Here is an 18,734-nt window from a genome sequence, read left to right as displayed (position 1 = left end):
GCCCCTTTCCGGCCGTGGCGACCACCGTCGCCGCGCCCACTACTGATTTGGAGAACCCCATGGAAATCACCGCATCGATGGTCAAGGACCTTCGCGAGCGCACCGGCGCCGGCATGATGGAGTGCAAGAAGGCCCTGACCGAGAACACCGGCAACATCGACGCCGCCGCCGAATGGCTGCGCAAGTCGGGCCTGGCCAAGGCCGACAAGAAGGCCGACCGCGTGGCCGCCGAAGGCCGCATCGTGGCCGCCCAGGACGGCGGCAAGGCCGTGCTGGTCGAGGTCAACTCCGAGACCGACTTCGTGGCCAAGGACGACAACTTCCTGGCCTTCACCGCCGCCGTCGCGCAGGCCGCGCTGGCCTCGGGCGCCGCTGACGCCGAAGCCCTGAAGTCGGCCAAGCTGGCCTCGGGCGAGACCGTCGAGGAAGGCCGCGCCGCCGTCATCGCCAAGGTCGGCGAGAAGGTCGACGTGCGCCGCCTGGCCCGCGTCGACACCGCCAACCACGTCGCCGCCTACATCCACGGCGGCCGCATCGGCGTGCTGGTCGAGCTCAAGGGCGGCGACGCCGACCTGGCCCGCGGCATCGCCATGCACGTGGCGGCGATGAACCCGCCGTACAACAAGGCGGCCGACGTGCCGGCCGACTTCCTGGCCAAGGAAAAGGAAATCGAGCTGGCCAAGATGTCCGAGAAGGACAAGGCCAAGCCGGCCGAGATCCTCGAGAAGATCATCGGCGGCAAGGTCGCCAAGATCGTCAACGAGGTCACCCTCTACGGCCAGCCGTACGTGCTCAACACCGACCTGTCGGTCGAGGCCACCCTGAAGGCCGCCGGCGCCGAAGTCGTCGGCTTCCAGCGCCTGGCCGTCGGCGAAGGCATCGAGAAGGTCGTCGAGGACTACGCCGCCGAAGTCGCCAAGGCGATGGCCGTCTAATCGACGCCCACCCGGCTGCACGAAAAACCCGGCTTCGGCCGGGTTTTTTGTTTTTAGCCACGGATGAACACAGATGAACACGGATAGAGCAAAAGCCATTGGCTGGATTCGAAGCTCCTAACCCATGTTCTTGGCTTTATCCGTGTTCATCCGTGTTCATCCGTGGCAAAAAAACGTCTTTGGCCGGGCGCCTCGGGACGGAAGCCCCTCCTACCGGCCGCGCGGGCACACGTGATCGTCACGGCGGGGGCGCGGATCGGCTAGAATCCGCGCGTTTGCCTGCCCCCGGAGAGTCCCATGAGTGCCGCCCCGCTGAAGTACCGCCGCATCCTGCTGAAACTCTCGGGCGAGGCGCTGATGGGGAACGTGGATTACGGCATCGACCCGGTGGTGATCAGCGACCTGGCGGCCGAGATCGTCGCCGTGCAGCGCGCCGGCGCCGAAGTCGGCCTGGTGATCGGCGGCGGCAACATCTTCCGCGGCGCCGGCCTGGCGGCCGCGGGCATGGACCGGGTCACCGGCGACCACATGGGCATGCTGGCCACCGTCATCAACGCCCTGGCCATGGCCGACGCCCTCGAGAAGCAGGGCGGCTTCGCCCGCGTGATGAGCGCCATCAAGATCAACGAAGTCTGCGAGGACTACATCCGCCGCCGCGCCATCCGGCACATGGAAAAGGGCCGCATCGCCCTGTTCGCGGCCGGCACCGGCAACCCCTTCTTCACCACCGACTCGGCCGCCGCCCTGCGCGCCAGCGAGATCGGCGCCGACCTGCTGCTCAAGGCCACCAAGGTCGACGGCATATACGACGCCGACCCGAAGAAGAACCCGGGCGCCAGGAAGTACGACCGCCTCACCTACGACGAGGTCATCGCCCGCAACCTGCAGGTGATGGACACCGCCGCCTTCGCCCTGTGCCGCGACAACCAGGTGCCGCTGCGCATCTACGACATGATGCAGCCCGGCGCCCTGATGCGGATCCTCCGCGGCGAGGACCTGGGCACCCTGGTCAGCGCCTGAGCCGACGGCCCCCTGCCCGCCTATAATGCCCGATTGCCCAGATCCGACGCGGAGCCCAAGATGCTGAACGACATCAAGAAAGACGCCACCACCCGCATGGCCAAGAGCGTGGACGGCTTCCGCCAGGAGCTCACCAAGCTGCGCACCGGCCGCGCCACCACCGCCCTGGTCGACCACCTGAAGGTGAACTACTACGGCTCGGACATGCCGCTGTCGCAGGTCGCCACCGTGTCGGTCGCCGACGCCCGCTCGCTGCTGATCACACCCTGGGAAAAGGGCATGGTGGCCGCGGTCGAGAAGGCCATCCTGTCCTCCGACCTGGGCCTGAACCCGAACACCGCCGGCACCGCCATCCGCATCAACCTGCCGCCGCTCACCGAGGAGCGCCGCAAGGAGCTGTCCAAGCACGTGCACGCCGAGGGCGAGAACTCCAAGGTCGCCATCCGCAACATCCGCCGCGACGCCATCCAGGGCGTCAAGGAACTGCTGAAGGAAAAGCAGGTCACCGAGGACGACGCCCGCCGCGCCGAGGACGAGATCCAGAAGCTCACCGACAAGCACGTCAAGGACGTCGACGAAGTCGTGAAGGCCAAGGAACAGGAACTGATGGCGGTCTGAGCCACGCCGCCCGAATGACCGCCGCCCCGCCCTCCCCGCGCCTGCCGCGCCACCTCGCCGTCATCATGGACGGCAACGGGCGCTGGGCCGAACGCCGCCAGCGCCCGCGCACCCTCGGCCACCGCGCCGGGGCCAAGGCCGTGCAGGTCTGTGTCGACCATTGCCTGGACCGCGGCATCGAAGCGCTCACCCTGTTCGCCTTCTCCAGCGAGAACTGGAACCGGCCGCAGGAGGAAGTGGGCGCGCTGATGAAGCTGTTCCTGCGCATGCTCGACTCCGAGGTGGACGAGCTGCACCGGCGCGGCGTGCGCGTGGCCTTCATCGGCGACCGCGCCGGCTTCCCCGAGGCGATCCGCCTGCGCATGGCCCAGGCCGAGGCGGCCGTGCCGGCGCCGGTGCGCCTGGTGCTGACCATCGCCGCCGGCTACGGCGGCCGCTGGGACATCACCGAAGCCTGCCGCGCGCTCGCCACCGAGGCCGCCGCCGGCCGGCTCGACCCGGCCGCCATCGACGAAGCCCTGGTCGGCCGCCACCTCGGCCTGGCCGGCCTGCCCGCACCCGATCTTTTCATCCGCACCGGCGGCGACCTGCGCATCAGCAACTTCCTGCTGTGGCAGCTGGCCTACACCGAGCTGTGGTTCACCGAAACCCTCTGGCCCGACCTCGATCGCTCGGTGCTCGATGCCGCCCTGGCCGCGTTCGCCGACCGCGAACGCCGCTTCGGCCTGACCAGTGCCCAGGTGGCCGGGAGTCCTGAATGAGCCGCCGCCAACGCGTCACCACCGCCCTGGTCCTGGCCCCGCTGCCGATCCTGGCCCTGCTGTTCCTGCCCACCCCGTGGCTGGCCGCCCTGGTCGCCGCGGTGATGCTGGCCGGGCTGTGGGAATGGACGGCGTTCGCGGGCCTGGAGGAAAAGCTGCCGCGCGTGCTCTTCCTCACCGCCAACGCGCTGATGATGGCCGCCCTGGTCTGGGGCGGCGGACCGAGCCTGTTCACGCTGAAGCTGCTGAGCCTGGTCGGCGTGGTCTGGTGGGCGCTGGTGTGCCTGTGGCTGGCCCGCCCCGGCCTGGGCAAGGGCGACAGCCAGGGCGCCCGCGGCATGAAGCTGCTGGCCGGCAGCCTGTGCGTGCTGCCCGCCTGGTGCGCGCTGGGCTGGCTGCATGCCGACGGCGAGCTCGGGCCGCGCTGGACCCTGTTCGCGGTGCTGCTGGTGTGGGCGGCCGACAGCGGCGCCTATTTCGCCGGCTCGCGCTGGGGCAAGCGCAAGCTGGCGCCCGCGATCAGCCCGGGCAAGAGCTGGGAGGGCGTCTGGGGCGGCCTGGCCACCACCGCGCTGCTGGCGGTGCTGGCGCTGCCGCTGCTGGGCCTGGGCTGGACCTCGCTGCCGGCGCTGGTGCTGCTGACCGTGCTCACCGCCGGCATCTCGGTGGTCGGCGACCTGTTCGAAAGCCTGATGAAGCGGCATTCGGGCGTGAAGGACTCCGGCGCCCTGTTCCCCGGCCACGGCGGCCTGATGGACCGGCTCGACAGCCTGCTCGCCGCGCTGCCGGTGTTCGTGGTGGGCAAGGCATGGCTGGGCCTCTGAAGACGATCGCGCTGCTCGGGGCCACCGGTTCGATCGGCGGCTCCACCCTCGACGTCGTCGCGCGGCACCCCGACCGCTTCCGCATCGGCGCGCTCAGCGCCCACTCCCGCGTCGGCGAACTGCTGGCGCTGTGCGCGCGGTTCCGGCCGGATTCAGCCGTGGTCACCGACCCGGACGGCTACGCCGCGCTGCGCGACGGCCTGCGCGCCCTGGGCCTGCCCACGCGCGCCCTGGCCGGCCCCGCGGCGCTGGACGAGGTCGCCGCCGATCCCGCCAACGACACCGTGGTCGCGGCCATCGTCGGCGCCGCCGGGGTCGCCTCGACGCTGGCCGCGGCCCGCGCCGGCAAGCGCCTGCTGCTGGCCAACAAGGAATCGGTGGTGCTGGCCGGCGACCTGCTGATGCAGGCCGTGGCCGCCGGCGGCGCCACCCTGCTGCCGGTCGACAGCGAACACAACGCGATCTTCCAGTGCCTGCCGGCCGACGGCCGCCACGGCGGCGTCCGCCGGCTGCTGCTGACCGCGTCGGGTGGCCCCTTCCGCGGCCGGTCGCGCGACTCGTTGGCCGCGGTCACCCCCGACCAGGCCTGCGCGCACCCGAACTGGGTGATGGGCCGCAAGATCTCGGTCGACTCGGCCACCCTGATGAACAAGGGCCTGGAGGTGATCGAGGCGCACCACCTGTTCGGTCTGGCGGCGGCGCGGATCGAGGTGGTGGTGCATCCGCAGAGCGTCATCCACTCGCTGGTGGACTACGTCGACGGCTCGGTGCTGGCGCAGCTGGGCAACCCCGACATGCGCACCGCGATCGCCTACGGCCTGGCCTGGCCCGAGCGCATCGACTCGGGCGTGGCGCCGCTGGACCTGGCGGCCCTGGCCCGCTTCGACTTCGCCGCCCCGGACCTGGTCGCCTTCCCCTGCCTGGCGCTGGCCTTCCGCGCGCTGGCGGCCGGCGGCAGCGCGCCGGCGGTACTCAACGCCGCCAACGAGATCGCGGTTTCAGCCTTTCTTCAGGGCGAACTCGGTTTCCTAGGCATTCCCGACCTCATCCAGGCCTGCCTTGACGCCATGCCCGCATCGCCCGCCGGCTCCCTGGACGACCTGATGGCCATCGACGCCGACGCCCGGCGCCTCGCCCGCAGCCTCGTGGCCCGGGGTCCCCGGCCATGAACGAGTTCTTCGGTTCGATCTGGTGGCTGCTGGTCAGCCTGGGCCTGCTGGTCACTTTCCACGAGTTCGGCCACTACTGGGTTGCCCGCCGCTGCGGCGTGCGCGTGCTGCGCTTCTCGGTCGGTTTCGGCAGGCCGCTCTGGACCCGGATCGGCAAGGACGGCACCGAATACGTCCTGGCCATGCTGCCGCTGGGCGGCTACGTGAAGATGCTCGACGAGCGCGAAGTCGAGGTCGCCCCCGAGGAGCGGCACCAGAGCTTCAACGCCAAGTCGGTCTACCAGCGCATCGCCATCGTCGCGGCCGGTCCGGCGGCCAACCTGCTGCTGTGCATCGCCCTGCTGTGGCTGATGTTCGTGATCGGCAAGCCGGACGTGGCGCCGGACCTGGGCCGGGTCGAGGGCCTGGCCGCCGAGGCCGGCTTCCAGCCCGGCGACCGCCTGCTGGAGGTCGCCGGCCGCGCCACGCCGACCTGGACCGACGCCGGCATCGCCCTGTCCACCGCCATCATCGACCGCCAGCCCACCCCGGTGCGGGTGCGCACCGCGGACGGCGGCGAAACCCTGCGCCAGCTGCCGCTCGACCGTCCGGGCCTGGCGCTGCGGGAAGAGGCGCCCTTCCAGGACCTGGGCCTGTCGCTGCCCTACCCGGCCGTGGTCGGCGAGGTCATGGCCGGCAGCGCGGCCGACGGCCAGCTGCGGGTCGGCGACCGGATCGTCTCGCTCGAGGGTGAGCCGATCGACGGCTACGACCAGATCGGCCCCCGCGTGCAGCACCTGGCGGCGCCCGGACGCACCCTGGACCTGGGGGTTGAGCGCGGCGACAGGCGCCTGACGGTATCGATCGACCCCCGCCTGACCGACGAGGACGGCACCCGCGCCTGGCGCCTTGGCATCCTGCCGGCGCCCCCCGAACTGGACGCCATCCAGCGCTACGGCGCGCTGCAGGCGGTCCCGGCGGCCCTGGGCCAGACCCGCCAGATGGCCTCCGACGTGGTCGGGATGCTGTGGCGGATGGTCACCGGCAAGGCGTCGCTGCAGAACATCTCGGGCCCGATCACCATCGCCCGGGTCGCCAACGGCAGCGCCCGGCTGGGCCCGGCCTGGTTCCTGAATTTCCTCGCGATCCTGTCCCTGAGCCTGTGCATCATGAACCTGCTGCCCATCCCGGTCTTGGATGGGGGGCACCTGCTGTATTACCTTATCGAGCTGGTCAAGGGCAGCCCGGTCGGCGAGCGTGCGCTCGTGGCGGGCCAGTTCATCGGCTTGGCCATGCTGGCCAGCCTCATGGGACTGGCCTTCTACAACGACATTCTCCGGCTCGGTTCCTGACCCCCACCCTTTTCGCGGGCGCCCTTGCGCCCGCCGCCAACGGATTGATGATGACGCGACCCATTGCTCGCCGCTGCCTCCTGAGCCTCGCGCTCGCCGCCGCCCTCGCCGGGCCCGTGCAGGCGCAGAACCAGCCCGCCTTCACCGTGTCGGACATCCGCGTCGAGGGGCTGCAGCGCATCTCCGCCGGCACGGTGTTCACCTACCTGCCGGTCGAGAAGGGCGACACCCTCGACCGCAGCACCTCGGCCGAGGCCATCCGCGCGCTGTTCCAGACCGGCTTCTTCAGCGACGTCCGGCTCGAGCGCCAGGGCGACATCCTGGTGGTGGTGGTGACCGAGCGTCCCGCCATCAACACCATCACCCTGACCGGCAACAAGGACATCAAGTCCGAGGACCTGCTGGCGGGCCTGCGCAACATCGGCCTGGCCGAGGGCGAGACATTCAACCCGCTCAACCTCGACCGCGTCACCCAGGAACTGATCCGCCAGTACAACAACCGCGGCAAGTACAACGCCTCGATCACGCCGACCGTGACCACGCTCGACCGCAACCGCGTCGACATCGCGATCGTGGTCGAGGAAGGCAAGGCCTCGCGCATCAGCGACATCAACATCGTCGGCAACCAGACCTACCCCGAGTACGAACTGCGCAAGGGCTGGGAGTCGGGCACCACGAACTGGCTGTCCTGGTACCGCCGCGACGACCAGTACTCGCGCGAGAAGCTCTCGGGCGACCTCGAGAAGCTGACCAACTACTACCTCGACCGCGGCTACGTCGACTTCAACGTCGAGTCCACCCAGGTCGCGATCAGCCCCGACAAGCAGGACATCTTCGTCACGGCCAACATCGCCGAGGGCGACGTCTACACCATCTCCTCGACCAAGGTCTCGGGCGACACCATCCTGCCGATCGAGGAAATCGAGAAGCTGGTCATCCTCAAGGAAGGCGACACCTTCTCGCGGCGCCTGGTCGAGCTGACCTCCGACGCGGTCATCGCCACCCTGGGCAACATCGGCTACGCCTTCGCCCAGGTCAACCCGGTGCCCGAGATCGACCGCGAGAAGCGCACGATCGGCATCAACTTCTTCGTCGACCCGGGCCCGCGCGTCCAGGTGCGCCGGATCATCTTCAAGGGCAACGTGGGCACCTCGGACGAGGTCATGCGCCGCGAGATGCGCCAGTTCGAGGGCGCCTGGTTCTCGCAGGCCGCCATCGACCGCTCCAAGGTCCGCCTGCAGCGCCTGGGCTTCTTCGAGACCGTCGACGTCGAGACGCCGGAAGTCGCCGGCCGTCCCGACCAGGTCGACCTGGTGATGAACGTCAAGGAGCGCAACTCGGGCCAGTTCACCTTCGGCCTGGGCTACCAGCAGAACTTCGGCCTGGTCACCACGGTCCAGCTGGTGCAGAACAACTTCCTGGGCACCGGCAACCGCGTCAGCCTGTCGCTGCAGAACAACAGCTTCTCGAACCAGTTCTCGCTGGGCTTCACCGACCCGTACTTCACCGACGACGGCGTCAGCCTCGGCTACAACCTCACCTACAGCGACTACAGCTACTCGAACCGCGACGCCAACCTGGCGCAGTTCGACAACGCCGTCGCCTCCGGCGAAGTGATCCTGGGCATCCCGCTGACCGAGACCGACAGCATCAGCCTGTCGCTGGGCATCGACCGCAACCAGATCACCACCGATGACTTCGGCACGCCGCCGCTGCTGATCGACTACCTGGTCGACGCGCTCGGCGACCGCGCGCGCTTCCCGCAGTTCCACGTCGGCGACGACACCGACCCGAACACGCCGATCGAGAACGACGACGCCGACCCGACCACCACCGATCCGCTGACGCTGGGCCCGTTCCGCAAGTGGAACGTCAACGCCTGGCGCCTCAAGACCGGCTGGCAGCGCGACTCGCGCAACGACTTCCTGATGCCGACCCGCGGCACCCTGCACCGCATCGGTGCCGAGATCGTGCTGCCGGGCAGCGACATCGAGTACTACCGCCTGAGCTACGAGTTCGAGAACTACCGCCCGATCACCCGCTGGCTGGGCCTGAAGTCGGCCCTGGACGTGGGCTACGGCGACAGCTACGGCGTCACCAAGGACCGCCAGTGCCGCGTCTACGACGACTTCGGCAGCGTCGTCACCGGCGTCACCCGCAGCTGCGGCATGCCCTTCTTCAGCAACTACTACGCGGGCGGCCCGAGCTCGGTGCGCGGCTTCGAGGTCAACACCATCGGTCCGTTCTACCGGTTCTCGGACACCTTCCGCCAGCCGATTGGCGGTCCGTTCAAGACCGTGGGCAGCTTCGAGTTCTACTTCCCGACCCTGTTCGACAGCCCGAGCACCCGCCTGTCGGCCTTCATCGACTACGGCAACATCTACCGCAGCGTCGACGAGTGGGAAGCCAAGACCCTGCGCGTGTCGGCCGGCCTGGCCGTGCAGTGGCAGTCGCCGATGGGTCCGATCTCGATCAGCTACGCGCTGCCGCTGCAGCGCGAGCGCGTCGACCAGATCGAGCGCCTGCAGTTCACCTTCGGCGGCCAGTTCTGAGGCGGCCGCCCTGGCCGTGCAGCCGCCACGCTTCGACCTGGCCGGCCTCGCCGACCGGTTCGGGCTGGAGCTGCGCGGCGACGGCGGCACCCTGATCGAAGGCGTCGGCACCCTCGCGGGTGCCCGCGCCGGCCAGCTGGGGTTCCTGGCCAACCCCCGCTATCGCGCCGAGCTGGCCGGCACCGCCGCCAGCGCCGTGGTCGTGTCGGCACAGGATGCCGCGGACTGCCCGGTGCCTTGCCTGGTGGCGAAGTCCCCCTACGTCGCGTTCGCGAAGATCGCCGCGCTGTTCGAGCCGGTACCGGCCGCGGCGCCGGGCGTGCATGCCAGCGCCGCCATCGATCCCTCGGCCCACGTCGATCCCGCCGCGCAGGTCGGTCCCTTCTGCAGCATCGGCGCCCGCAGCCGCATCGGCGCCGGCGCGGTGCTCGGTCCCGGCTGCGTGGTCGGCGACGACTGCGAGGTCGGCCCCGGCAGCGTGCTGGTGGCGCGCGTCACCCTGGTGGCGCGGGTGCGGCTGGGCGCGCGGGTGCGGGTGCATACCGGCGCCGTGCTCGGCGCCGACGGCTTCGGCCTGGCGATGGACGGCGGGCACTGGATCAAGGTGCCGCAGCTGGGCGGCGTGGTGGTCGGCGACGACTGCGAGATCGGTGCCAACACCTGCATCGACCGGGGCGCCATCGAGGACACCGTGCTCGAACAGGACGTGCGCCTCGACAACCTCATCCAGATCGGCCACAACGTCCGCATCGGCGCCCACTCGGCCCTGGCCGGCTGCGTGGCGGTGGCGGGCTCGGCGCGCATCGGCGCCTACTGCCTGGTCGGCGGCGGGGCCGGCATCGCCGGCCACCTGGAGATCTGCGACCGGGTAACGGTCACCGCCATGAGCCTGGTCACCCAGTCGATCACCGCGCCGGGCGAGTACTCCTCGGGCATGCCGGTGCAGGAAAGCCGGCTGTGGCGCCGCAATGGCGCCCGTTTCAGGCAATTGGACCAGCTGGCGCGTAAGATAGGCGCCCTGTCCAAGGATTGACCGCAAGGAACCCGATGAGCGACGACGCCATCAAGCTGCCCGTGGATGTCTCGTGCATCCTGCACCTGCTGCCCCACCGCTATCCCTTCCTGTTGGTGGACCGGGTGGTCGAGCTCGTGCCGAACCAGCGGATCCGTGCGTACAAGAACGTCACCTTCAACGAGCCGTTCTTCCAGGGCCATTTCCCCGGTCGTCCGGTCATGCCCGGCGTGCTGGTCATCGAGGCCATGGCCCAGGCCGGCGGCCTGCTGACCCAGCTGTCGCAGCCGCGCGACAAGATCAGCGAAGGCAAGCTGTTCTACCTGGTGAAGGTCGACAACGCGCGCTTCAACCGCATGGTGGTGCCGGGCGACAAGCTCGACTTCGAGGTCACGCTCAAGCGGACGATCCGCAACATGGCGCTGTACGAGTGCGTCGCGAGCGTCGATGGCCAGGTCGTGGCCAGCGCCGAGACCCTCTGCGCCGAAGGCAAGGAGTGACATGATCCACCCGTCCGCGCAGATCGACCCCGGGGCACGCCTGGGCACCGGCGTGCAGGTCGGTGCCTTCGCGGTGATCGGGCCGGACGTCGAGATCGGCGACGACAGCCGGATCGGCCCGCACAGCGTCATCACCGGGCCGACCCGCATCGGTCGCGGCAACGTCATCCACGCCCACGCCACGGTCGGCAACGACCCGCAGGACAAGAAGTTCCACGGCGAGCGCACCGAACTGGTGATCGGCGACCGCAACACGATCTTCGAGTTCACCACGCTCAGCCGCGGCACCGCCGACGGCGGCGGCATCACCCGCATCGGCGACGACAACTGGATCATGGCCTACGTGCACGTGGCGCACGACTGCGTCATCGGCAACCAGTGCATCCTGGCCAACAACGCCACCCTCGCCGGCCACGCGGTGCTGGGTGACTGGGTCATTCTGGGCGGCTTCGCGGCCATCCACCAGTTCTGCAAGATCGGCGCGCACGCCTTCATCGGCATGGGCAGCCTGGTCAACGCCGACGTGCCGCCGTTCGTGATGGTGGCCGACAAGTACGCCGAACCCCGCGGCATCAACGCGGAGGGCCTCAAGCGCCGCGGCTTCGACGCCGAGCGCATCGCCGCGATCAAGCGCGCGTACCGTGCGCTGTACATGTCGGGCAAGCCGATGGCCGAGGTGCGCGAGCAGCTCGCACAGGGCGCGAACGAATCGCAGGACGTGCGGCTGATGCTCGAGTTCATCGAGCGCAGCGGGCGCGGCCTGCTGCGCTGACCCGCGCACCGGCCGTGGCCGGCGTCACCCTGAAACCTTCGCTGGAGCTGGCCCTCGCGGCCGGCAAGCGCCTGCGCGTGGCGGTGGTCGCCGGCGAGGCCTCCGGCGACCTGCTGGCCTCGGGCCTGGTGCGCGAACTCCGGCTGCGCTTCCCCGAGGCCGAATTCGCCGGCGTCGGCGGCGAGCACCTGCGCGCGGCCGGCCTGGACGCCTGGCACGACTGCTCGGAGCTGGCGGTGATGGGCCTGGTCGAAGTGCTGCGGCACCTGCCGCGGCTGCTGCGCCTGCGCAAGCAGCTGCGCGAACGGCTGCTGGCCTGGCGACCCGACGTCTTCATCGGCGTCGACGCGCCGGACTTCAACCTGGGCCTGGAGCGCAGGCTCAAGCAGGCCGGCATCCGCACCGTGCACTACGTCAGCCCTTCGGTCTGGGCCTGGCGCGAGGGCCGTGCCGCCCGGATCGGCCGCAGCGCCGACCGGGTGCTGTGCCTGTTCCCGATGGAGCCGCCGATCTACGCGCGCCATGGCGTCGACGCCCGCTTCGTCGGCCATCCGCTGGCCGACGCCTTCCCGCTCGAGCCCGACCGCGCCGGCGCCCGCGAACGCCTGGGCCTGCCGGCCGACGCGCCGGTGCTGGCCCTGCTGCCCGGCAGCCGGCTGGGCGAGATCGATCGCCTGTTCCCGAAATTCATCGAGGCCGCGCGCCGCGTCACCGTGCAGGTGCCGGACCTGGCCGTGGTGGTGCCGGCCGCCAATCCCGACTGCCGCGCCGCGATCGAACGCGGCCTGCTGGCGCAGCCGCTGGCCAACGTGATGGTCACCGATGGCCGGGCCCATGACGCCATGGTCGCTTCCGACGTGGTGCTGCTGGCCTCGGGCACCGCGGCGCTGGAGGGCCTGCTGGCGAAGCGGCCGATGGTGGTCGGCTACCGCATTTCGGCGCTCACCTACCGGCTGGTGATGCTGCTCGGCATGATGCGCGTGAACCGCTACAGCCTGCCCAACGTGCTGGCGAACGAGCCGATCGTGCCCGAGCTGATGCAGCAGGACTGCACGCCCGAGAACCTGGCCGAGGCCGTGATGCACTGGTTCCGCCAGCCCGAGGCGCGCGCCGCGCTGATGCCGCGCTACCTCGCCATCCACGAACGCCTGCGCCGGAATGCCTCGTCCGCCGCCGCCGACGCCGTGGTCGAACTGCTGACCGCGCCGTGAGCGACGCCCGCGTCGCCGGCGTCGACGAAGCCGGCCGCGGTCCGCTGGCCGGCCCGGTCGCGGTGGCCGCGGTGATCCTGGACCCGTCGCGCCCGATCGCCGGCCTGGGCGATTCGAAGGCGCTCAGCGAAGCCCGGCGCGATGCGCTGGCGCCGCTGATCCGCGAACGTGCGCTGGCCTGGCACCTGGAGCTGGTGGGCATCGAGGAAATCGACCGCCTCAACATCCTGCACGCGACCCTGGCCGGAATGACGCGCGCGGTGCGCGCCCTGGCACCGGCCGCCACCCTGGCGCTGGTCGACGGCAACCGGCTGCCGCCCGGCCTGCCCTGCCCCGCGCAGGCGCTGGTGAAGGGCGATGCCCGCGAGCCGGCGATCATGGCGGCGTCGATCCTGGCCAAGGTCGCGCGCGACCAGCACATGCGCGAACTCGAAGCGATCCATCCCGGCTACGGCTTCGCCCTGCACAAGGGCTACCCGACGCCCGAGCACCTCGCGGCGCTGCGTCGGCTGGGTCCCTGCCCGGCGCACCGGCGCAGTTTCGCGCCGGTCCGCGCCTGCCTGGCGAGTCCGCTGCCGGGCATTTGACAGCGCCCCCGCGCAGGCGTAGACCAAGCCCTGCATCCCGGCAGATGCGGCTGCCCGCGGCAACCGCCGACCAGCCACGCGCAGCGCCCCTCCACCGGCCGGCAGCGAGACCTGCCATGCGCCACGACGCCCCCCTTCCCGCCACGCCCGCCCTGCCCCTGAACGCCGCGCGCGCCGGCCTCCTCGATGACGCCGGCGACGCCCCGGTCGCGCTCGAGGGCCAGGCCGTCGCCGACTTCAACGCGCTGCTGCACGAACTGCATCCCGACGCGCCCCACGTCGAAGCCGCCGCCATCGCCAGCGTCGCGCGCTGGCTGGTCGCGCTGCCGCCGGCGCAGTCCGAAGCGCTGCTGCAGGCGCGCCTGGGCCGCCTGCAGGAGCTGCGCGACCTCGCCGTCGATCCCGACTGGGGCATCGAACCGGCGCTGGCGCGGCGCATCTACCGCCTGCTCGACTACGTGTCGCAGCCGCGCGACCTGATCCCCGACGACCTGCCGCGCGTGGGCCGCCTGGACGACGCCCTGCTGGTCGAACTGGCCTGGCCGATGGTGGCGGAGGAACTCGAGGACTTCCGCGACTTCTGTCGTTTCCGCGAGGAATCCGGCGCCCACTTCGGCGGCCACCCCAGCCGCGACGACTGGCTGGCCGCGCGCCTGGAGGAAGGCGCGCTGTGGGAGCAGCTGCATCGCGTGCGCAGCCACCACTACATCGAGTACGGCCCGAGCGAAGGCGGGCTGCGCGTGGTGTGACGTCGCGCCGAGCGGCGCGACGCGGCGCGACGCAGCGCGAAACTGTCGCGATGCTGAATTAGCCCGAACGTCACGCTGACTTCATGGCGTCGTGGCGCGCGTTGCAACGGTCCATGCTGGCCGCGCATCCCAAGGGATGTGCGTACAGGTCCCGGAGCGGTTCCGGGCACCGCCGCCAAACCGGACATTGCCATGGACGCCCGCCACGACCCTTCCCCGCTCGCGCTGCCGCTGCCGCCGGAATCCGCCGCGTCGCGCCGCCGCCAGGTCGGCAGCCTGGAACTGCGCGACGCCGCCGTGCAGCGGTTCAACGAACTGCTGTCGCACATCGCCCCGGACGCGCCCAGCGTCAGCGCCGACCAGCTGGTGACGCTGGCGCGCTGGCTGCAGGACCAGCCGCCCGAGCGCGCGGTCGCGATCCTGTCCGAGCGCCTGGCGCGCGCCGAACACCTGCGCCGCATGCTCGAGGACGGCGACTGGGACGTCGGCGTCGACACCCGCGAACGCGCCCGCCTGCTGATCGGCTACCTCTACCAGGTCGACGACCTGATCCCGGACTCGCAGCCGCTGGTCGGCCACCTCGACGACGCCCTGCTGGTCGAACTGGCCTGGCCGGCCTTCGCCGACGAAACCCTCGACTACGGCGACTTCTGCCGCTTCCGCGCCAGCGAGCGCCCGCGCGGCACCCCGCGCGAGCGCCGCCTGGCCTGGGAGACCGCCTGCCTGGCCGAAGTGGCCCTGATCCAGCAGCGGCGCCAGGTGCGCGCCCGCCACTACGTCGGCGGCGAACCGCTGCAGGCGCTGTTCCGCGTCGGATGATGTTGCAACGGGGCGGGCGGCAAGGCCTGGCAACAGGGACTGTCAAGCCTTGTCCGCCCCCACCCTCGGGGTAAACTGCCGGTCGGTCCTCGGTCCCCGGCATGACGCCCCGATTCGTCCACCTGCACCTGCATAGCGAGTATTCGCTCACCGACTCGACCATCCGCATCCCGGAGCTGGTCGGGCGCTGCGCGGCGCTCGGCATGCCCGCGGTGGCGGTCACCGACACCAGCAACCTGTTCGCACTGGTGAAGTTCTACAAGGCGGCCGAACCGGCCGGGCTCAAGCCCGTCGCCGGCGCCGACCTCTGGCTGGCCGCCGACGGCGGCCCGCCCTCGCGCCTCACCCTGCTGTGCCAGGACCGCGAGGGCTACCTGGCCCTGTCGCGCCTGATCAGCCGCGCCTTCCTGGAAGGCCACGCCGGCGACTACGTGGCGATCGAGCCGGACTGGCTGTACCGCGACTGTGCCGGCCTGGTCGCCATCGCCGGGCGCGAGAGCCTGCTGGGCCAGCTGCTGGCCGCGGGCCGCGAGGAACAGGCCGGGCGCCTGCTGGGCCAGTGGCGCGCCGCCTTCCCCGACCGCCTGTACCTGGAGCTGACCCGCACCGGCCGCGACGGCGAGGAAGCCTTCAACGCCGCCGCCGTCGCCCTGGCCGGACACCACGACCTGCCGCTGCTGGCCAGCAACGACGTGCGCTTCCTCTCGCCCGACGATTTCGAGGCGCACGAGGCGCGCGTGTGCATCGCCACCGGCCGCGTGCTCGACGACCCCAAGCGGCCGCGCGACTACAGCCGCGAGCAGTACCTCAAGTCGCCCGAGGAAATGGCCGAGCTGTTCGCCGACCTGCCCGAAGCGCTGGAAAACACCGTCGAGCTGGCCAAGCGCTGCAACCTGGAGCTGAGCCTGGGCAAGTACTACCTGCCCGACTTCCCGGTGCCCGAGGGCCACACGCTCGACAGCTGGATCCGCGAGGAGTCGCACCGCGGCCTCGACGGCCGGCTGGCCAAGTTCGAGGTCGCGCCCGGCCACGACGCCGCCGGCTATCGCGCGCGCCTGGACATCGAGCTCGACGTCATCTGCAAGATGGGCTTCCCGGGCTACTTCCTGATCGTCGCGGACTTCATCAACTGGTCCAAGCGCAACGACATCCCGGTCGGCCCGGGCCGCGGCTCCGGTGCCGGCTCGCTGGTGGCCTGGGCGCTGGGCATCACCGACCTGGACCCGATCCGCTACGACCTGCTGTTCGAGCACTTCCTGAATCCGGAACGCGTGTCGATGCCCGACTTCGACATCGACTTCTGCATGGACCGGCGCGACGAGGTGATCGACTACGTCGGCCGCAAGTACGGCCGCGACAAGGTCAGCCAGATCATCACCTACGGCACGATGGCGGCCAAGGCGGCCATCCGCGACTGCGGCCGCGTGCTCGGCTACCCCTACGGCTTCGTCGACTCGGTGGCCAAGCTCATCCCGCTGACGCTGGGCGTCACGCTCGAGGACGCGCTGGGCCTGAGCGAAGCCGCGAAGAAGAACGCCGACCTTGCCTCGGCCGAGCTGATCCAGCGCTACCGCGACGAAGACGACGTGCGCGACCTGGTCGACCTGGCGCGCAGCCTCGAGGACCTGACCCGCAACGCCGGCAAGCACGCCGGCGGCGTGGTGATCGCGCCGACCCCGCTCACCGACTTCAGCCCGCTGTTCGCCGAACACGTCGCCAAGGGCGAGACCGCGAAGTCGGTCGTCACCCAGTTCGACAAGGACGACGTGGAAGCCGTGGGCCTGGTGAAGTTCGACTTCCTGGGCCTGCGCACGCTGACCATCATCGACTGGGCGGTGAAGGCGATCAACGTGCGGCGCCAGCGCGCCGACGTGCCGCCGCTCGACATCCTGGCGCTGCCGCTGGACGACCCGGGCACCTACGCGCTGCTGTCCAAGGGCCAGACCACCGCGGTGTTCCAGTTCGAATCGCGCGGCATGAAGGAGTACATCAAGAAACTCCAGCCGGCGCACTTCGAGGACCTGATCGCGCTGGCCGCGCTGTACCGCCCGGGCCCGCTGGGCGCGGGCATGGTCGACGACTTCATCGACCGCCGCCACGGCCGCGCCGAGGTCAGCTACCCGCATCCGCTGCTCGAGGCCATCCTCAAGCCCACCTACGGCGTGATCGTCTACCAGGAACAGGTGATGCAGATCGCCCAGGTCCTGGCCGGCTACTCGCTCGGCGGCGCCGACCTGCTGCGGCGCGCGATGGGCAAGAAGAAGCCCGAGGAGATGGCGAAGGAGCGCGTCAAGTTCGAGGCCGGCGCGGCGGCGCAGGGCATCGGCCCCGATTTCGCCAGCCCGATCTTCGACCTGATGGAGAAGTTCGCGGACTACGGCTTCAACAAGTCGCACTCCGCGGCCTACGCGCTGGTCGCCTACCAGACCGCGTGGCTCAAGGCGCACCACCCGGCCGAGTTCATGGCGGCGACGATGTCCTCGGACATGGACAACACCGACAAGGTGGTGACCTTCCTCGAGGAGTCGCGCGAGATCGGCCTGTCGGTGCTGCCGCCGGACGTGAACGAATCCGAATACATGTTCGTGGCGCTGGACCCGAAGACGGTGCGCTACGGCCTGGGCGCGGTGAAGGGCGTCGGCCGTGGCGCCTGCGAATCGATCGTCGAGGCGCGCCAGGCCGGCGGGCCATTCCGCGACCTGCTCGATTTCCTGCGCCGGGTCGATTCGTCCAAGCTCAACCGGCGCGTGCTCGAGGCGCTGGTGAACGCGGGCGCGCTCGACGCGCTGGGCGCCAACCGCGCCTCGCTGATGCTGCAGCTGCCCGAGGTGATCAAGGCCACCGAGCAGTTGGCGCGCGAGCGCGCCGCCGGCCAGGTGTCGCTGTTCGGCGGCGGCGGCGCCGAGCCGGAGATCCACCTGGACCTGCCCGAGGCGCCCGACTGGCCGCTGGAAACCAAGCTGCTTGGCGAGCGCGAGACCCTGGGCCACTACCTCAGCGGCCATCCGCTGGATCCGTGGCGGGGCGAGCTGCAGTCGCTGGTGGGCGTGGGCCTGGGCGACCTGGACGCGCTGTGGAGCGCGAAGAAGGATCGCCGCGGCGAGGCGGCGGTGGTGCTGGCCGGCATCGTCACGGCGACGCGGCGACGCGGCGACACGATGGGCTTCGCGCGCATCGAGGACGGGCGCGGCCAGCTCGAGGTGGCATTCTTCCGCGAGGCCTTCGCCGAGTGCGCGCACCTGCTCTCGCGCGACCGCATCCTGCTGGTCGAGGGCAACCTCGCCGAAGACCAGTTCAGCGGTGGCTTCGTGCTGCGGGCGCGCCAGTGCTGGGACTTCCGGGCGCTCTGTGCGCAGCACGCGCGCCGCCTGGCGCTCACGGTCGACCTGCGGGCGCAGGGCACCTGGGACCGGCTGCAGCAGGTGCTGTCGGGCTTCCGCCCCGGCGCCACGCCGCTGCGCCTGGACCTGCTGACCAGCGCGCGCGCCCGGGGCTCTCTCGACGTCAACGGCAGCGAAGGCGTGCGCACGGAACCCGAGCTCATCAGCCAGCTGCGCGCCCTCCCCGGCGTCAGCCAGGTCTCCCTGCAGCTCCACCGCCCCTGGCAACAAGGCGGCTAACCCCCCTCCCTGCCCCCCTGTAGGAGGGCCTTCAGGCCCGAATCTTTTCGCCTTCTGCTCCGGGGCGCCTCGGACCGTCGCTTCCTCGCGCCGGGATAGTCCACGGCGACAGGGCGCCTCGGACCCTCGCCTCCTTGGGCCGGGATAGTCCACGGCGACAGGGCGTCGTACGCGAGGTCCCTTTCCCGGGGACGCCGTGAATCCATCCATGGAGGCTTCTCGAAAACGTCCATGTTTTCGAGACCCCGGGAAAG

Annotated in this window: 16 protein-coding genes; all 16 read left to right on the top strand. The window is 70.7% G+C overall.

What is annotated here, in order from left to right; translation table 11 throughout:
* Positions 1-59 precede the first annotated feature (59 nt).
* The gene (gene tsf, locus VFQ84_RS02170; protein WP_325128753.1) at positions 60-935 is read left to right on the top strand and encodes a translation elongation factor Ts; all 876 of its coding nucleotides are present in this window, start codon (positions 60-62) and stop codon (positions 933-935) included.
* A gap of 297 nt (positions 936-1,232) precedes the next feature.
* Positions 1,233-1,955, top strand: coding sequence for a UMP kinase (gene pyrH, locus VFQ84_RS02165; RefSeq protein WP_325128751.1), 723 nt, complete (start codon positions 1,233-1,235; stop codon positions 1,953-1,955).
* A 60-nt stretch (positions 1,956-2,015) separates the two neighbouring features.
* Positions 2,016-2,573, top strand: a complete 558-nt coding sequence (gene frr / locus VFQ84_RS02160; protein WP_325128749.1) for a ribosome recycling factor — start codon at positions 2,016-2,018, stop codon at positions 2,571-2,573.
* A gap of 14 nt (positions 2,574-2,587) precedes the next feature.
* Positions 2,588-3,334, top strand: coding sequence for a polyprenyl diphosphate synthase (gene uppS, locus VFQ84_RS02155; protein WP_325128747.1), 747 nt, complete (start codon positions 2,588-2,590; stop codon positions 3,332-3,334).
* Complete coding sequence (locus VFQ84_RS02150) at positions 3,331-4,158, top strand: phosphatidate cytidylyltransferase (protein ID WP_325128745.1); 828 nt, start codon at positions 3,331-3,333, stop codon at positions 4,156-4,158. Before uppS ends, VFQ84_RS02150 begins: the two co-directional genes overlap by 4 nt.
* On the top strand, positions 4,143-5,327 hold the full coding sequence (locus tag VFQ84_RS02145) for a 1-deoxy-D-xylulose-5-phosphate reductoisomerase (protein ID WP_325128743.1): 1,185 nt from the start codon (positions 4,143-4,145) through the stop codon (positions 5,325-5,327). The genes VFQ84_RS02150 and VFQ84_RS02145 overlap by 16 nt, the downstream gene beginning before the upstream one ends.
* Positions 5,324-6,658, top strand: coding sequence for an RIP metalloprotease RseP (gene rseP, locus VFQ84_RS02140; protein ID WP_325128741.1), 1,335 nt, complete (start codon positions 5,324-5,326; stop codon positions 6,656-6,658). Before VFQ84_RS02145 ends, rseP begins: the two co-directional genes overlap by 4 nt.
* 50 nt (positions 6,659-6,708) lie before the next feature.
* On the top strand, positions 6,709-9,210 hold the full coding sequence (gene bamA, locus VFQ84_RS02135; RefSeq protein WP_325128739.1) for an outer membrane protein assembly factor BamA: 2,502 nt from the start codon (positions 6,709-6,711) through the stop codon (positions 9,208-9,210).
* Positions 9,211-9,226: 16 nt separating this feature from the next.
* On the top strand, positions 9,227-10,243 hold the full coding sequence (lpxD, locus tag VFQ84_RS02130) for a UDP-3-O-(3-hydroxymyristoyl)glucosamine N-acyltransferase (RefSeq protein WP_325128737.1): 1,017 nt from the start codon (positions 9,227-9,229) through the stop codon (positions 10,241-10,243).
* A 14-nt stretch (positions 10,244-10,257) separates the two neighbouring features.
* Entirely contained in the window at positions 10,258-10,722 is a 465-nt protein-coding gene (gene fabZ / locus VFQ84_RS02125; RefSeq protein WP_325128735.1) for a 3-hydroxyacyl-ACP dehydratase FabZ, read from the top strand.
* Position 10,723: 1 nt separating this feature from the next.
* The gene (gene lpxA, locus VFQ84_RS02120) at positions 10,724-11,494 is read left to right on the top strand and encodes an acyl-ACP--UDP-N-acetylglucosamine O-acyltransferase (RefSeq protein WP_325128733.1); all 771 of its coding nucleotides are present in this window, start codon (positions 10,724-10,726) and stop codon (positions 11,492-11,494) included.
* Between the two features lie 14 nt (positions 11,495-11,508).
* On the top strand, positions 11,509-12,705 hold the full coding sequence (lpxB, locus tag VFQ84_RS02115; RefSeq protein ID WP_325128731.1) for a lipid-A-disaccharide synthase: 1,197 nt from the start codon (positions 11,509-11,511) through the stop codon (positions 12,703-12,705).
* Complete coding sequence (gene rnhB / locus VFQ84_RS02110) at positions 12,702-13,292, top strand: ribonuclease HII (protein ID WP_325128729.1); 591 nt, start codon at positions 12,702-12,704, stop codon at positions 13,290-13,292. The genes lpxB and rnhB overlap by 4 nt, the downstream gene beginning before the upstream one ends.
* Before the next feature lie 116 nt (positions 13,293-13,408).
* Positions 13,409-14,041: a hypothetical protein gene (locus tag VFQ84_RS02105; protein WP_325128727.1), complete on the top strand. Its 633-nt coding sequence runs from the start codon at positions 13,409-13,411 to the stop codon at positions 14,039-14,041.
* Positions 14,042-14,233: 192 nt separating this feature from the next.
* Entirely contained in the window at positions 14,234-14,860 is a 627-nt protein-coding gene (locus VFQ84_RS02100) for a hypothetical protein (RefSeq protein WP_325128725.1), read from the top strand.
* 101 nt (positions 14,861-14,961) lie between these two features.
* Positions 14,962-18,480: a DNA polymerase III subunit alpha gene (dnaE, locus tag VFQ84_RS02095; protein WP_325128723.1), complete on the top strand. Its 3,519-nt coding sequence runs from the start codon at positions 14,962-14,964 to the stop codon at positions 18,478-18,480.
* The last annotated feature ends 254 nt before the right edge of the window (positions 18,481-18,734 follow it).

Origin of the sequence: Arenimonas sp. (assembly GCF_035721105.1) — a bacterium.
Taxonomy (GTDB): Bacteria; Pseudomonadota; Gammaproteobacteria; order Xanthomonadales; family Xanthomonadaceae; genus Arenimonas.
This window is presented reverse-complemented; position numbering and strand designations above follow the sequence as displayed.

Excerpts from the sequence above, each read along its gene's own strand:
- tsf (WP_325128753.1), top strand. The coding sequence starts at position 60 with ATGGAAATCACCGCATCGATGGTCAAGGACCTTCGCGAGCGCACCGGC.
- pyrH (WP_325128751.1), top strand. The coding sequence starts at position 1,233 with ATGAGTGCCGCCCCGCTGAAGTACCGCCGCATCCTGCTGAAACTCTCG.
- frr (WP_325128749.1), top strand. The coding sequence starts at position 2,016 with ATGCTGAACGACATCAAGAAAGACGCCACCACCCGCATGGCCAAGAGC.
- uppS (WP_325128747.1), top strand. The coding sequence starts at position 2,588 with ATGACCGCCGCCCCGCCCTCCCCGCGCCTGCCGCGCCACCTCGCCGTC.
- VFQ84_RS02150 (WP_325128745.1), top strand. The coding sequence starts at position 3,331 with ATGAGCCGCCGCCAACGCGTCACCACCGCCCTGGTCCTGGCCCCGCTG.
- VFQ84_RS02145 (WP_325128743.1), top strand. The coding sequence starts at position 4,143 with ATGGCTGGGCCTCTGAAGACGATCGCGCTGCTCGGGGCCACCGGTTCG.
- rseP (WP_325128741.1), top strand. The coding sequence starts at position 5,324 with ATGAACGAGTTCTTCGGTTCGATCTGGTGGCTGCTGGTCAGCCTGGGC.
- bamA (WP_325128739.1), top strand. The coding sequence starts at position 6,709 with ATGACGCGACCCATTGCTCGCCGCTGCCTCCTGAGCCTCGCGCTCGCC.
- fabZ (WP_325128735.1), top strand. The coding sequence starts at position 10,258 with ATGAGCGACGACGCCATCAAGCTGCCCGTGGATGTCTCGTGCATCCTG.
- lpxA (WP_325128733.1), top strand. The coding sequence starts at position 10,724 with ATGATCCACCCGTCCGCGCAGATCGACCCCGGGGCACGCCTGGGCACC.
- VFQ84_RS02105 (WP_325128727.1), top strand. The coding sequence starts at position 13,409 with ATGCGCCACGACGCCCCCCTTCCCGCCACGCCCGCCCTGCCCCTGAAC.
- VFQ84_RS02100 (WP_325128725.1), top strand. The coding sequence starts at position 14,234 with ATGGACGCCCGCCACGACCCTTCCCCGCTCGCGCTGCCGCTGCCGCCG.
- dnaE (WP_325128723.1), top strand. The coding sequence starts at position 14,962 with ATGACGCCCCGATTCGTCCACCTGCACCTGCATAGCGAGTATTCGCTC.